Annotated in this window: 13 protein-coding genes and 1 tRNA gene; 11 read left to right on the plus strand and 3 right to left on the minus strand. The window is 62.2% G+C overall.

Annotated features, from left to right (window positions below; genetic code table 11):
- The 6 genes from AACG61_RS04945 to AACG61_RS04970 are packed head-to-tail and all read left to right on the plus strand — an operon-like array spanning position 1 to position 5,607.
- On the plus strand, positions 1 to 198 hold the full coding sequence (locus AACG61_RS04945; protein WP_411838904.1) for a hypothetical protein: 198 nt from the start codon (positions 1 to 3) through the stop codon (positions 196 to 198).
- Positions 195 to 1,517, plus strand: a complete 1,323-nt coding sequence (locus AACG61_RS04950; RefSeq protein ID WP_411838905.1) for a DNA cytosine methyltransferase — start codon at positions 195 to 197, stop codon at positions 1,515 to 1,517. The genes AACG61_RS04945 and AACG61_RS04950 overlap by 4 nt, the downstream gene beginning before the upstream one ends.
- Positions 1,510 to 2,643, plus strand: a complete 1,134-nt coding sequence (locus tag AACG61_RS04955) for a DNA cytosine methyltransferase (protein WP_411838906.1) — start codon at positions 1,510 to 1,512, stop codon at positions 2,641 to 2,643. The genes AACG61_RS04950 and AACG61_RS04955 overlap by 8 nt, the downstream gene beginning before the upstream one ends.
- Positions 2,643 to 3,464, plus strand: a complete 822-nt coding sequence (locus AACG61_RS04960) for a hypothetical protein (RefSeq protein WP_411838907.1) — start codon at positions 2,643 to 2,645, stop codon at positions 3,462 to 3,464. The genes AACG61_RS04955 and AACG61_RS04960 overlap by 1 nt, the downstream gene beginning before the upstream one ends.
- On the plus strand, positions 3,461 to 4,294 hold the full coding sequence (locus AACG61_RS04965; RefSeq protein WP_411838908.1) for an AAA family ATPase: 834 nt from the start codon (positions 3,461 to 3,463) through the stop codon (positions 4,292 to 4,294). Before AACG61_RS04960 ends, AACG61_RS04965 begins: the two co-directional genes overlap by 4 nt.
- Positions 4,264 to 5,607, plus strand: coding sequence for a 5-methylcytosine restriction system specificity protein McrC (locus tag AACG61_RS04970; protein ID WP_411838910.1), 1,344 nt, complete (start codon positions 4,264 to 4,266; stop codon positions 5,605 to 5,607). The genes AACG61_RS04965 and AACG61_RS04970 overlap by 31 nt, the downstream gene beginning before the upstream one ends.
- A gap of 398 nt (positions 5,608 to 6,005) precedes the next feature.
- Here the strand turns inward: AACG61_RS04970 and AACG61_RS04975 are convergent.
- Together AACG61_RS04975 and AACG61_RS04980 are read right to left on the minus strand one after the other, a co-directional pair.
- Positions 6,006 to 6,095, minus strand: a tRNA-Ser gene (locus AACG61_RS04975).
- 49 nt (positions 6,096 to 6,144) lie between these two features.
- The gene (locus AACG61_RS04980) at positions 6,145 to 6,639 is read right to left on the minus strand and encodes a hypothetical protein (protein ID WP_411838911.1); all 495 of its coding nucleotides are present in this window, start codon (positions 6,637 to 6,639) and stop codon (positions 6,145 to 6,147) included.
- Between the two features lie 116 nt (positions 6,640 to 6,755).
- On the opposite strand from AACG61_RS04980, the gene AACG61_RS04985 reads away from it, so the two are divergent.
- Positions 6,756 to 7,166, plus strand: coding sequence for a SufE family protein (locus AACG61_RS04985; RefSeq protein ID WP_411838912.1), 411 nt, complete (start codon positions 6,756 to 6,758; stop codon positions 7,164 to 7,166).
- Here the strand turns inward: AACG61_RS04985 and mnmA are convergent.
- Positions 7,138 to 8,310: a tRNA 2-thiouridine(34) synthase MnmA gene (gene mnmA / locus AACG61_RS04990; protein WP_411838913.1), complete on the minus strand. Its 1,173-nt coding sequence runs from the start codon at positions 8,308 to 8,310 to the stop codon at positions 7,138 to 7,140. The two genes, AACG61_RS04985 and mnmA, sit on opposite strands and share 29 nt — an antisense overlap.
- A 177-nt stretch (positions 8,311 to 8,487) precedes the next feature.
- Between mnmA and AACG61_RS04995 the strand changes: the two genes are divergently transcribed.
- The 4 genes from AACG61_RS04995 to recG all read left to right on the plus strand — a co-directional run bounded on the left by AACG61_RS04995 (position 8,488) and on the right by recG (position 13,938).
- A complete protein-coding gene (locus AACG61_RS04995; RefSeq protein WP_411838914.1) occupies positions 8,488 to 8,763 on the plus strand; it encodes a DUF1153 domain-containing protein in 276 nt (91 codons plus the stop codon).
- Between the two features lie 97 nt (positions 8,764 to 8,860).
- Positions 8,861 to 9,571: a response regulator transcription factor CtrA gene (gene ctrA / locus AACG61_RS05000; RefSeq protein WP_411838915.1), complete on the plus strand. Its 711-nt coding sequence runs from the start codon at positions 8,861 to 8,863 to the stop codon at positions 9,569 to 9,571.
- Between the two features lie 93 nt (positions 9,572 to 9,664).
- Positions 9,665 to 11,842, plus strand: a complete 2,178-nt coding sequence (gene ligA, locus AACG61_RS05005; protein WP_411838916.1) for an NAD-dependent DNA ligase LigA — start codon at positions 9,665 to 9,667, stop codon at positions 11,840 to 11,842.
- Entirely contained in the window at positions 11,815 to 13,938 is a 2,124-nt protein-coding gene (gene recG / locus AACG61_RS05010; protein WP_411838917.1) for an ATP-dependent DNA helicase RecG, read from the plus strand. The genes ligA and recG overlap by 28 nt, the downstream gene beginning before the upstream one ends.
- Positions 13,939 to 13,940 lie beyond the last annotated feature (2 nt).

Raw genomic sequence — 13,940 nt, forward strand, 5'->3', positions numbered from 1 at the left:
GTGTCGACCAAGAAGCAATGCAAGATAACGGTTCTGCTCGACGCACGCGAATTCGAGCGCTTCGAGCGTTATTGCGATGCGCGAGGATTTAAGAAGAGCACTCTTATTGTTCGGCTGATACGAGAGCACCTCGACGAAGAAAGATTTGAGCTCCAGCGAGAATTGCCATTGTCACAAGAGGCGGGAGCGAACCAATGACCATAATTCAACAAATAACGCTTGCTGATGGTAATCCTAAGAGAAGCAAGCAGCGTGCTATGAGCGCGCGCAGCCCAGATCCGCTTACCGCAGCCATCCATATGAATGAGAACTGGATGCGCGCAATTCAAGCAATGCCCGGTGAGATTGATGTTATCGACATGTTCAGCGGTTGTGGCGGCATGTCCACCGGATTCTTGTCTATCAACGGCCACGTACCCCTGTTCCGACTTGCCGGGGCGGTGGATATAGATGAGGTAGCGAACCGTACCTATGAGCTGAATCTTGGGGTCAAGCCCGTAAGTGTAGATATCGCCGAATTGGCCCAAAGCGATGATCTCCTGAACAAGACATTTGGAAAGTTTCGAACTGACCCCAAGCGTCCACTTGTTCTAATCGGCTGCGCGCCATGCCAAGGCTTTTCTTCTCATCGAAACGAGGCCGGCTCTGCCGATCCTCGAAACTCTCTTTACGTCGACTTTGCCCGCATCGCTGTTAAGCTTAGGCCCGCTGCTATCGTGGTTGAAAACGTCCCGGAGCTTCTGACGGACAGATACTGGCCCTTTGTATCCCTCGCTCGAGAAATTCTAGAAGAGGCAGGATACTATGTTCATGTCGGCGTTCATAACATGGCCGAATTCGGTGTGCCGCAGGAGCGATTCCGCGCCCTGATGCTTGCACTACCGAAGAAATTCAATCCGCCGAAGAGTCTGTTGAACCGTTCCGAGTTCCGAAGCGTCCGTGATGCGATTGGCCATCTACCTCCTGTCACTGCGGGCCAGCGACATCCATCAGACCCTATGCATTACTCTGCTGGACACAAGGCTTCCACAATTGAAACGATCATGGCCGTTCCACCTAACGGAGGAAGTCGCCCAGATCACGTGGGCCCAGCTTGCCTACGTAGGGCTAAAGAGCGCAACGGCCGTGCAGTCTATGAGGACGTTTACGGGCGATTGTTCTGGGATCGACCCGCGATAACGATCACTGCGTATGCCCGTAACCCCGCGAGCGGTCGCTACGTCCACCCAGAGCAGCATCGGGGTCTCTCCGTTCGGGAGGCTGCGTTGCTTCAGAGCTTTCCCGACACATATCAATTTACGGGCAGCCTCGACGAGAGGTTTCGTCAAATTGGTAATGCTGTTCCTCCAGCCTTTGCAGCTAGCCTAGCCGCACATTTGGCCTGCGAACTTGAATCAACGACCTCTCCAACGAATTTTGATCCAGGTATCACATCCCCAGTTGGTCCTTCCTTCTCTCGCCTGATTCCGGCCCTGAAGGCTGGCCATCGAAAAGGGTTTTCCACCCCCGATGTTTGACAAATTTGGTTTCGAAAATTCAGCTGCGCCCTGCGCTGTCGACCTCTTCTGTGGAGCTGGCGGCTTCTCTATTGGATTAGAGCGTGCGGGTTTTGACATCAGGCTCGCTGTGGATTCATGGCATCTGGCGGTTCAAAGCTATGCGCGTAATTTTTCGCATCCTGTAATCTGCGCTGATCTATCTGTGATGTCCGGTGGCGAGATACTGAGTAAAGCGAACACCAAAAGGGGTGAAGTAGATCTTGTCGTGGGAGGGCCGCCATGCCAGGGCTTCTCTATTCAAAGGATCGGATCCGATTACGACCTAAGAAACTCTCTCGTAATGGATTTCGCCCGTCTAGTGGACGAAATAGCGCCCCGTATTTTTATCATGGAGAACGTGCCTGGCCTCTTAGGAAAACGTGGTAGGGCCTTGTTTGAGGCCTTCCTTGTTTCTGTGGGCAAGTCAGGATATGAGGTCGAAGCGCACGTCGTCAATGCAGCGGATTTCGGTGTTGCGCAGCTGAGGAGGCGAGTGGTTATCCTTGGCCGCCGCCGTGGCGAGGCGCACAGCTTGGAAATGCCTCGTCCTACATGCGATCCAAGAAGCTACCTTACGGTACAGGACGCCATCGGCGATCTAGCGCCTCCTACCCTTCCTAAAGCGCAACCGAGTGATCCGCTACATCGCCAGACACGCATGTCCGAGCTCAATCTTGAGCGGCTGCGCCACATTCCGCCGGGAGGAGGGATGGAAGATCTTCCTATTCGTTTAAGGGTGGACTGCCACAAAGCAGGGGCCGACAAGATTGGGCATCGAAATGTTTACGGACGATTGGCATCGGATCGTCCTGCAGGAACGATTACAGCTAGATTTGACAGCTTTACTCGAGGCAAATTCGCTCATCCAATCGAAGATCGGAACATCACTCTTCGCGAAGGCGCCCGCCTCCAGTCTTTCCCCGACCACTTTTGCTTCGTTGGAAATCAAGAAGATATTGCTTGCCAGATTGGCAATGCAGTTCCACCGCTTCTAGGTGAAGCATTAGCAAGGGCAGTTCGGAAGGCCCTGAATTCATCTTGTAGTGTTAAAGACCACATACTTGAACAGACTGAAATTGGGCTCCCTTCTGGAACTTCCGACTAATGGCCGAAGAAATCCACTGGAGCGGATCTCTTCACCAGACGTTTCGTCTGCTGCCGCAAGAGAATCAGTCAGCTAACATTCGTCCTTTTTTAGAAGCTGACGGCTTAACCCCAGGCGACCTACTTTCTCGGCTGCCGTATGACCGTGCTCGGGCAAGAGATCAAACTAAGAATAGTCCTGATCCAAAAAGATATCGGGACGGTCGACAGGTCTATCAGACCGTTGGTCTCCTCTATGAGGAAGAAGGGACTATCCATGTTACCGACCTCGGCATCGCAACCCGACGTTGGCTAGATATTGTCACACCGAAGAACCGTGTACTACTAGCGAGACACGCGGCCTATGGGCTGGCCGCTTGTCAGCTTCGAAATCCCTCAGGATCCGGTAGAAAGTACTCGGACAGCGTGAAGGTTTTTCCATTCTCTTTCATCTGGCGATCAATGCTCGCACTTGATGGAAAGATTAGCTCTGATGAGCTCAATCGTGGCCTATTTAAGGTTCGAAACCCGGATGAGCTCACTGACTGTATTGAGAGAATTCGCCAGGCAAGAGAGAGAAATGATCTGACAATTCTTGGTGATGAAACCATCTCGGACACTCGAAAAAACGACCGTATCATCCCTTGGATTTCTTTGGCATCTTTTGGCTGGATTTTGTTTCCTGATAAGGGGAACGAAGCATACTATCAACTCGATAGTTCCACTGTTGATGTCGTCCGTGAAGCCTCGCGAATTCAACATTCACACAGAGATTTTCGTTCGGTCAGGGATTACATCGAGCACATTTCTAGATGTGCGGCACTTCCGAAGGACATGCGATGAAAAACTACGGCACCGCCACTGAGGCCGCTATCTCCTCTGTTGTCACGGCATGCGAGAGATATGGAGCTCGATCGATTATCGCGATGGCCGGAGTCCCTGGCACTGGAAAGTCGTTTGCAGCATCTATTGCGGCACAACGGTTTTCTGGAGAGCCATTATTGGTTCGAGAGATCCAGTTTCACCAGTCGTTTAGCTACGAAGAGTTCATTGAGGGTCTCAGGATTGATAACACAAGTGGTGTCAGTGTTGTTCCCGGTGTCTTCTTGGACTGGAATCAACGTGCGCTTGATGATCCGGACCGCCGCTATGTTCTTCTAATTGAGGAGTTCACCCGAGCAAATCTTTCCTCTGTCTTGGGTGAGTTAATGACCTATCTTGAACACAGAGACCGTCCGTTCATTTCGGTCTACAGTCGACGGCCTATTTACGTCGCCAAGAACCTTACGATTGTCGCAACCTACAATCCGACTGATCGCACTGCGATAGAAATGGACGGAGCGCTGATTCGTCGGCTTCGGATCGTTCGCTTCCGGCCATCAGGTGAACAGTTGAGCGAAATGCTTGGCAACAAGGTCCCCGACAATGTCAAACTGAAGCTGCAGGAAATCTTTTCCAAATGTGCGCAACGCTTTGGCGAGGATTACGAGCATCTAATGCCTTTTGGGCATGGTGTATTTGCAGAAGTGCAGGCGGAAGCACCTGACTTACACCTTTTGTGGAAGGAACGGATAGAGCACCTACTACGCCGCCCGTTGGTGGAACCTCATCCATTCACCGACGTTATCGAGGAACTTTACCCTTGGCGAGCATCGCCAGATTTCAAGATGTGATGACGTTGGCTGTGAGCGTCATCCATGTGCCAGAACGTGGGACACTGGATCTACAAAGTGCTGAATGGCAGAAAGTTTCGCGCAGCGCGATATTTTGGAATTTGGTAGATAGAGGGATCCTGTCAGTCGAACAGCTTCGGGGAGGACGGGCTCGCCTAAAAGGAAACTGCTATGTCGGGCGCTCACGGGTCGCTGACGATCTCGTCATAGAAATGCACGAAAAGGTTCCAGGCTCACTTGCCGCGCTTCTCAACTTTTCGGCGGGAACGGATTTTCGCATTGAGCACGTTCCGGGGCCAAAATCTGACCTTGGCCCATTGATTGCAATATTGATTGAGCACTTCGTGGGAGCTGTTCGACTCTATGCTTCTCGTGGTCGTCAGTTTCAATATGACAGAATTAAGATGACAGGTTCCCTGATTGGCGGCCGCCTGGACGTTACTCGAACGACCAAGCTCTGGGCTCAGGGCCTACGACACCTAGCAGCGTTCGAGAAGAATGAGGTTGCGTTCAATACACCGGTCAACAGGACAATTTTATCTGCCCTGCGAGAGATAGAGCGAATTGCGAGGCTGGTTGCTCTGCCGCCGCAAACTTTGGCGCAGGCTCGCTCTATGGCAATGTTATTCAGCGACTGCAGAACTGCAGAGGTTCTCTTCGGGGCTCGCTCTGAAGCTGCTCGTCAAGCGGAGCGTCTTGCAGCGTCGACATCTGACAAAGCACTTTCTGACATCTTGGGACTGGCTTCTATCGTCTTGGCTCATGAAAGCTTTGACTACGGCCAAAACGTTGGTGGAACTACGCCAAGGTCTTGGTTCTTAAACTTAGAGACACTATTCGAGCGAGCGGTGCGCCGCTCGATAGAGAGCGCCCTTGCCAACTCGGGTCAAGTTGCGACCGGCCGTCGCGCGTCACCTAGGATCTTCCCGACGGTTTCGGCGGCGTTTCGCGCAAACCCTGATCTCGTGGTCCGTCAGAAATCTGCAGGTCGACCATGCATTGGCGATGTAAAGTACAAACAGTGGTCCGGCTCGCCCGCTGCAAGTGACATCTATCAACTTTTGGTCCATTCGTCTGCATATGAGGCAGACCGATCATTTCTTGCATTTCCGGCTGACGACTTCTTCTCACATGATCTCGGCGAGGCGGTGACAGGAGCATCTGTTTCTGTCTACGGACTGGACGTCCGACGGCTTGAACAAGATGTTTCTTTAATGCTTCGAGACCTAGGTTTTCTATCAAGACAGCAAGCTGCATCTTATGAACAGGGTCGCCTCGCATTTGTCTCTCACTCGAATGAAGTAGAGGTCTGATCGATCACACTTTCTTGGAGGCGCGAGTTTGCAGCCGTTGTTCAATAGATCTTTCGCATGCAGCTATAGCGCCTCACGGATCTGATGGTCCGATACTGATGCTTACCTAACTTTGAAGAACCAAACCACGGAAGACTTAGATTTCGATGGCAACCGAAGGCTATTGGGTCTGCCGTCGAACTGCGTTCCCGCGCGAACTTTTATTATTTGTATTCAGTCGCTTGGGAGCACTTACCTAAATCTGCGCAGTCATGAGGTCCAGAGAGTTTCGCCCTTGAGAGACTGCTTTCGGGCCGCCTAGCCCCGGCGTCGGTGCTCAGCCCTTCCGGCATAACCCTCGAAAACAACGGAAAAATCCGGCCGGAGCCGGATCGGGAGAACGCTTTCGCGAGGGCAAATGGCGGAGGCGGTGGGATTCGAACCCACGGTGGGCTCGCACCCACGTCGGTTTTCAAGACCGGTGCATTAAACCACTCTGCCACGCCTCCGACCGCAACGGACTAGCGCGGTGGGGGGGCGGGCGCAAGCGTCAGCAGGTCAGCGGGTCAGCGTGATGACGCGGTCCGCGGCCTCGATCTGGATCGCCGAGATGCGCGAGAGGCGCAGGGCGCTGAAGGGCAGGGCGACCGTGATCGGGTCGGTGACGGGGTCCGCGGGCAGCGGGGTCGCATCGGCCGCGGGCGGAACCGCCACGAAGCGCAGGCGCAGGACGCCGTCCGCGTCGGGCTGCAGCTGATCGCCGGGGCGCAGCTCGGCGCGCACGAGGTCGGCGGAATGATAGCCCTTGTAGGGCGCGAAGCCGCGCACCACCAGCAGGCGGCCGTCGGTCAGCGGCTGCCATTCGGTCGCGATGATCTGGGGAACCGAGGGACGCGGATCGCGGGCGCCGGCATAGCCGCCCTCCGGGGTCAGCGTGTCGGACTGGGCGCGGCCCGGACCCCAGGCCAGCGGGTTCCAGCCGCTGTCGCCAAGGCGCCCGCATCCCGACAGGATCAGGGCACCGATCAGCAGCGGCAGGGTCAGTCTGGTCATGGCGCATCCCTCTGGCAGTCCTGCTTCGTGATAGGCGATCCGGCCCGCGCGGAAAAGCCTCTTTGACCTGACCGGCGCGCCGAGATAGGCCAAGGCACCGCACAGAGGAGCATCCCATGGCCACCGCCGCCTTCGAGGACATCGCCGAAACCTTCGATTTCCTGGACGACTGGGAGGATCGCTATCGTCACGTCATCGAACTGGGCAAGGCGATGCCGACCATGGACGCGGCCCTGCAGGTGCCGGCCACCAAGGTCGACGGATGCGCCAGCCAGGTCTGGATCCATCCGCAGATCGCGGAGGGGCGCTTCGACTTTCAGGGCGACAGCGACGCGCTGATCGTGCGCGGGCTGATCGCGGTGCTGCACGCGCTTTATGCGGGCGTCCCCGTGGCCGAGGTCGAGCGGATCGACGCGCCTGCCGCTTTGGCGCGGCTGGGCCTCGACGAGCATCTCTCGGCGCAGCGGTCCAACGGGGTGCGCGCGATGATTGCCCGGATCAGGCAGCTGGCCGCCGACGCAGGCTGATCCAGCCGCCGCCCAGGACACGGGTGCTGTCCTCGGCATAGAACACGCAGGCCTGTCCGGGGCTGACGCCGTCCTCGGGGTCGATCAGCTCGACCTCGGCACGGCGGCCGGGCAGGGGGCGCAGGATCGCGGGGCGCGGCGGCCGGGTCGAGCGGATGCGCACCAGGCAGGGGATCTCGCTCTCGAAGGGCTGATCGCCCAGCCAGTTGACCTCGGTCACGCCGATCAGGCGGGTCGACAGCGCCTCGCGCGGGCCGACGACGACGCGCCGCGTCTCGGGCTCAAGCCGCAGGACATAGAGCGGATCGCCCAGGCCCCCGATGCCCAGGCCGCGGCGCTGCCCGATCGTGTAATGGATGACGCCGCGATGGCGGCCCAGGACATTGCCCTGCTGATCCACGATCTCGCCGGGATCGGCGGCGCCGGGGCGCAGCTTCTCGATCACCGCGGCATAGTCGCCGTTGGGCACGAAGCAGATGTCTTGGCTGTCGGGCTTGTCCGCCACCGCCAGGCCGTATTCCGCAGCCAGCGCGCGGGTCTCGGCCTTGCTCACCAGATGGCCCAGGGGAAAACGCAGGAAATCCAATTGCTCCTGCGTGGTCGAGAACAGGAAATAGCTCTGGTCGCGGTTCGGATCGGCGGCCATGTGCAGCTCGGCCCGGTGGGCGCCGGGCTTGCGTTGTATGTAGTGCCCGGTCGCCATGCAGTCGGCGTCCAGATCGCGCGCGGTCTCCAGCAGGTCGCGGAACTTGACGCGCTCGTTGCAGCGGATGCAGGGCACGGGCGTCGCGCCGGACAGATAGGCATCGGCGAATTCGTCGATCACGGATTCGCGGAACTTGTTCTCGTAATCCAGGACGTAATGCGGAAAGCCCATGCGCTCGGCCACGCGGCGGGCGTCGTGGATGTCCTGGCCCGCGCAGCAGGCGCCTTTCTTAGCCAGCGCCGCGCCATGGTCATAGAGCTGCAGCGTGACGCCGATCACGTCATAGCCCTCCGACTTCAGCTGCGCGGCCACCACGGAACTGTCGACGCCGCCCGACATCGCGACCACGACGCGTGTCTGCGACGGCGGCTTGGCAAAGCCGAGGCTGTTCAACGGGGCGGACGGCGCGTCGGCGCGCAGGGCAGGGGTCGGGATCATGGATAGGACTTTCGGCCCGGTGGGCATGCTGAACGGGCGGCATAATGCGGAATGCCTCAAAATATAGGCAAATTGGCCTCATTCTCAACCCCGGACGACAGCGATTCCATCGCCACGGCTAACCCGGCCTTAAGCGATCTGACGCAGAACTGGCAGGACGAGATGGAAGGACCTGCAATGTTCGTGAAAAAGACCTCCGGCCCACGGATCGTCACCCTGGATGACGGGCGCATCCTCAGCGTCGCCGACCTGCCGCTGGCCGACACGCGCTGGGTCGCCAGCCGCAAGCAGACGGTCGTGCTGGCGGTCTCGCACGGCCTGATCACGCGGGACGAGGCGCTGCGCCGCTACGGCCTGTCGGAGGAGGAGTTCGACGGCTGGTGCACGGCGGTGATGCGCCACGGCAAGGCGGCGCTGAAGGTCACGGCGCTGCAAAAGTATAGACAACCATAGGTTGTGTCTGGCAGAACGGATCACGGTAACGACATCTTAACCACTTCATCGGATTGTCGGAACAGGACCTTTTGACGAATCAGGGAAAGATCAGGCCATGCGAATTCTTCTGGTAGAGGACGATCCCAGCACCGCCCGCGCGATCGAACTGATGCTGACGGCTGCCAGCTACAACGTCTTCCTGACCGACATGGGCGAGGAAGGCATCGATCTGGCCAAGCTCTACGACTATGACCTGATCCTGCTGGACCTGGATCTGCCGGACATGCACGGCATGGAGGTGCTGCGGCATCTGCGCCTGGCGCGGATCGACACGCCCATCCTGATCCTGACCGGTTCGGACGACACCGAGAGCAAGCTGCGCGGCTTCGGCTTCGGGGCCGACGACTACATGACCAAGCCCTTCAACCGCGAGGAGCTGCAGGCCCGGATCCAGGCGATCATCCGCCGCTCGAAAGGGCATAGCCAGGCCTTGATCCGCACCGGCGAGATCACCGTGAACCTGGACGCCCGCTCGGTCGAGGTGAAGGGCAAGCCGGTGAACCTGACCGGCAAGGAATACCAGATCCTGGAGCTGCTGAGCCTGCGTAAGGGCACCACGCTGACCAAGGAGATGTTCCTGAACCATCTCTACGGCGGCATGGACGAGCCCGAACTGAAGATCATCGACGTGTTCATCTGCAAGCTGCGCAAGAAGCTGTCCGAGGCGCTGGGCGGAGAGAGCCATATCGAGACCGTCTGGGGCCGCGGCTATGTGCTGCGCGATCCCGCCCCCGGGAGCGAGGAGCGTCTGGCTATCGGCGCCTGAGCGCACGGCCCTTCTGGACCTGCGCGGTCCCTTGGGCGATACCCGCACCTGACGGGGCCGGCGCGATCGGCCCGCAGGACGAAGGGGGCGGCGATGGCAGCAGGGATTCCGGAAACGCAGCCGGTCGAGACGATGACGCCGGAGGCTGCCGCGGTCGAGATCGCGGATCTGGCCGCGCGGGTGGCCGAGGCCAACGAGGACTATCACGGCCGCGACAGGCCGACGATCTCGGACGCGGCCTATGACGCGATGAAGGCGCGGCTGGGCGCGCTGGAGCAGGCCTTCCCCGACCTCGCGCCCGTCGACAGCCCCACCGGCAAGGTCGGCGCGGCCCCCGCCGAGGGTTTCGGCAAGGTCGTCCACGCGCAGCGGATGATGTCGCTGGGCAACGCATTTTCTGAGGAGGACGTGGGGGATTTCATCACCCGCATCCGCAGCTTTCTGGGGCTGGCTCCCGACCAGCCCCTGTCGCTGACGGCCGAACCCAAGATCGACGGCCTGTCGCTGTCGCTGCGCTACGAGGACGGCGTGCTGATTCAGGCGGCCACCCGCGGCGACGGTGCGGTGGGCGAGAACGTCACCGCGAACGCGCGCACCATCGGCGACATCCCCCAGACCCTGCCGCCCGGCGCCCCCGCGATCCTGGAGGTCCGGGGCGAGGTCTACATGAGCCATGACGACTTCGCCGCCCTGAACGCCGAAGGGGCGGCGCGGGTCTTTGCCAATCCGCGCAACGCCGCCGCCGGATCGCTGCGCCAGATCGACCCTGCGGTGACCGCCCGCCGTCCGCTGCGCTTCTTCGCCTATGGCTGGGGCGAACTGTCCCAGCCCCTTGCGGGTACGCAGATGGAGGCGGTGCAGCGTCTGGCCGCGCTGGGCTTCGTGACCAATCCGCTGACCCGGCTCTGCGAGGATGCCCAGGGGCTGATCGCCGTCTGGCGCGAGATCGAGCAGCAGCGGGCGACGCTGGGCTATGACATCGACGGGGTGGTCTACAAGGTCGACGACCTCGCGCTGCAGGCGCGGCTGGGATTCCGGTCGACGACCCCGCGCTGGGCCCTGGCGCACAAGTTTCCGGCCGAGACCGCCTGGACGCGGCTGGAACGCATCGAGATCCAGGTGGGCCGCACCGGCGCGCTGTCTCCGGTCGCGCGGCTGGAGCCGGTGACCGTGGGCGGGGTGGTGGTGTCCAACGCGACGCTGCACAACGAGGATTACATCGCCGGGCGCGACAATACCGGCGCCCCCATCCGCGAGGGCCGCGACATCCGCGAGGGCGACTGGGTCCAGGTCTATCGCGCGGGCGACGTCATCCCCAAGATCGCGGATGTCGACCTGTCGCGCCGGCGCAGCGACGCCCCCTACGTCTTTCCGACGCAGTGCCCCGAATGCGGCTCGGACGCGATCCGCGAGCCGGGCGACAGCGTGCGCCGCTGCACCGGCGGGCTGATCTGCCCCGCGCAGGCGGTCGAGAAGCTGAAGCATTTCGTCAGCCGCGCGGCCTTCGACATCGACGGGCTGGGCGCCAAGCAGATCGAGATGTTCTTTGCCGACGACCAGCTGCCCATCCGCGAGCCTGCCGACATCTTCACCCTGGCCGCCCGCGACGGGGCGAACCTGACCAAGCTGAAGAACCGCGACGGCTTCGGCGAACGCTCCGCCGAAAAGCTGTTCGCCGCCATCGAGGAACGCCGCCGCATCCCCCTGGCGCGGCTGATCTTCGCCCTGGGCATCCGCCATGTCGGAGAGGTCGCGTCGGCCACGCTGGCCCGGCACTTCCACGACTGGTCCGCCCTGGTCGCGGCCATCGACGGGGCCGCCGCCGAGCCCGCCTTCACCGCCCCCGACGACAAGGCGCGCCGCGCCAGCCTGCCCGACAGCCCGAACTGGGCCGAGCTGACCGGCATCGACGGAATCGGCGCGGTGCTGGTCGCGTCGCTGGTCACGACCTTTGCCCAGCCCACCGAACGCGCCTCGATCGACCGGCTGGCGGGGATGCTGGAGATCCTGCCCGCACAGGACCGCGGCGGGGCGCAGACAGAGATCTCGGGCAAGACGCTGGTCTTCACCGGCACGCTGGAACGCATGACCCGCGCCGAGGCCAAGGCGCGGGCCGAGGCGATGGGCGCCAAGGTCGCGGGGTCCGTCAGCGCCAAGACCGACGTGCTGATCGCGGGGCCGGGGGCAGGCTCCAAGGCCGCCAAGGCCGAAGCCCTGGGTGTCACCGTCATCGACGAGGACGAATGGCTGCGCATCGCGGGGGCCGGATGACCGCGCCCAAGGGCCGCCCGCCCGCACTGTTCCCGCTGTTCGCGGCCATCGACACGCTGCCCGGCATCGGCCCCAAGGGTCGCGCCGCGCTGGAGCAGATGGGCATCGACAAGCCGCGCGACCTGGTCCTGACGCTGCCCGCCAGCGGCGTCACCCGCCGCCGCATCGCCACCCTATCCGACGCGCGCCCGCCCGAGATCGTGACGATCACCGTCACCGTGATCCGCCACCACCCGCCCCAGGTCCGGGGCCGCCCGTTCCGGGTGCATTGCACGGACGGTGCGGGCCAGGACCTGACGCTGGTCTTCTTCCGCGCGCATGAGGCCTGGATCGCGGGCCAGCTGCCCCTGGGCGAGCGTCGTGTCCTCAGCGGCAAGCTGGAGCTGTTCGACGGCCACGCGCAGATGGTCCACCCCGATCACGTCCTGCCCGAAGGTCAGCCCCTTCCGGCGGGGTTCGAGCCGCACTACCCGCTCTCGGCGGGTCTGACGCAGCGCATGATGGCGCGGGCCGCCGCCGCCGCGCTGGAGCGGGCGCCGCCGGTTGAGGAATGGATCGACCCGCAGGTCGTGGCGACGCGCGGCTGGCCCAGTTTCGCCCAGGCCCTGCACATGGCCCATGCGCCGACCTCGCCCGCGGATCTGTCGCCCGACAGCCCGGCGCGGGCGCGGCTGGCCTATGACGAATTTCTGGCCCATCAGATGACCTTGGCCCTGGTGCGGCGCGACCGGCGGCGGCTGAAGGGGCGGGCCAGCGCCGGTGATGGCCGCCTGCGCGCGCGCGTGCTGGACAGCCTGCCCTGGCCGCCCACCGGCGCCCAGAGCCGCGCCATCGCCGAGATCGCCGAGGACATGGCCAGCGACCGCCGCATGAACCGCCTGCTGCAGGGCGATGTCGGCGCGGGCAAGACGCTGGTCGCGCTGATGGCCGCCCTGGTCGCCGTCGAGGCCGGGGGCCAGGCCGTGCTGATGGCCCCGACCGAGATCCTGGCCCGCCAGCATGCCCGCGCGCTGGAGCCCTTGGCGCGGGCGGCGGGGGTGCGCCTGGCCGCGCTGACCGGGCGCGACAAGCGCGACCTGCGCGGCCAGATCCTGACCGACCTGGCCGACGGCACCATCGACATCCTGGTCGGCACCCATGCGGTGTTCCAGAAGGACGTGACCTTCCACGATCTGCGGCTGGCCATCATCGACGAACAGCACCGCTTCGGCGTGGCGCAGCGGCTGGAGCTGTCGGCCAAGGGCGACGTGCCGCCGGACATGCTGATCATGACCGCGACGCCCATCCCCCGGTCGCTGGCCTTGTCGCAATATGGCGATCTGGACCTGTCGGTGCTGGACGAAAAGCCCCCTGGACGCCAGCCCATCGCCACCGTGATGATCGCGGACACGCGGCTGGATCAGGTGACCGACCGCCTGCGCGCGGCCATGGCGCAGGGCGCGCGGGCCTATTGGGTCTGCCCCCTGGTCGAGGAGAGCGAGGTCACCGACCTGACTGCGGCCGAGGCGCGCTTCACCCATCTGCGCGCGATCTTCGGCGACCGGGTGCGGCTGATCCACGGCCAGATGCCCCCTGACCAACGCGACGCGGCGATGGCCGATTTCGCCGACGGCACGGCCCAGCTGCTGGTCGCCACCACGGTGATCGAGGTCGGCGTGGACGTGCCGCAAGCCACGATCATGGTGATCGAGCGCGCCGAGAGCTTTGGCCTCGCGCAGCTGCATCAGCTGCGGGGGCGGGTCGGGCGCGGGGCGGGGGCCTCGACCTGTCTGCTGATGTATCACGGGCCGCTGAACGAGACCGGCGCCCGCCGCCTGACCACGCTGCGCGACACCGAGGACGGGTTCCGCATCGCCGAGGTCGATCTGGAGATGCGCGGCGCGGGCGATGTCATCGGCACCGCGCAGTCGGGCCTGCCGCGGTTCCGCATCGCGGATCTGGAACATCAGGCCGGGCTGATGGCAGTGGCGCGTCAGGACGCCCGCGCGCTTCTGGAACGCGATCCGACGCTGGAGAGCCCGCGCGGTCAGGCGCTGCGGGTTCTGATGTGGCTGATGCAGCAGGATCAGGCGATTCGGCTGATCCAGGTCGGCTGACA

The sequence above is a fragment of the Paracoccus sp. ME4 genome, assembly GCF_046736325.1.
Lineage (GTDB): Bacteria > Pseudomonadota > Alphaproteobacteria > Rhodobacterales > Rhodobacteraceae > Paracoccus.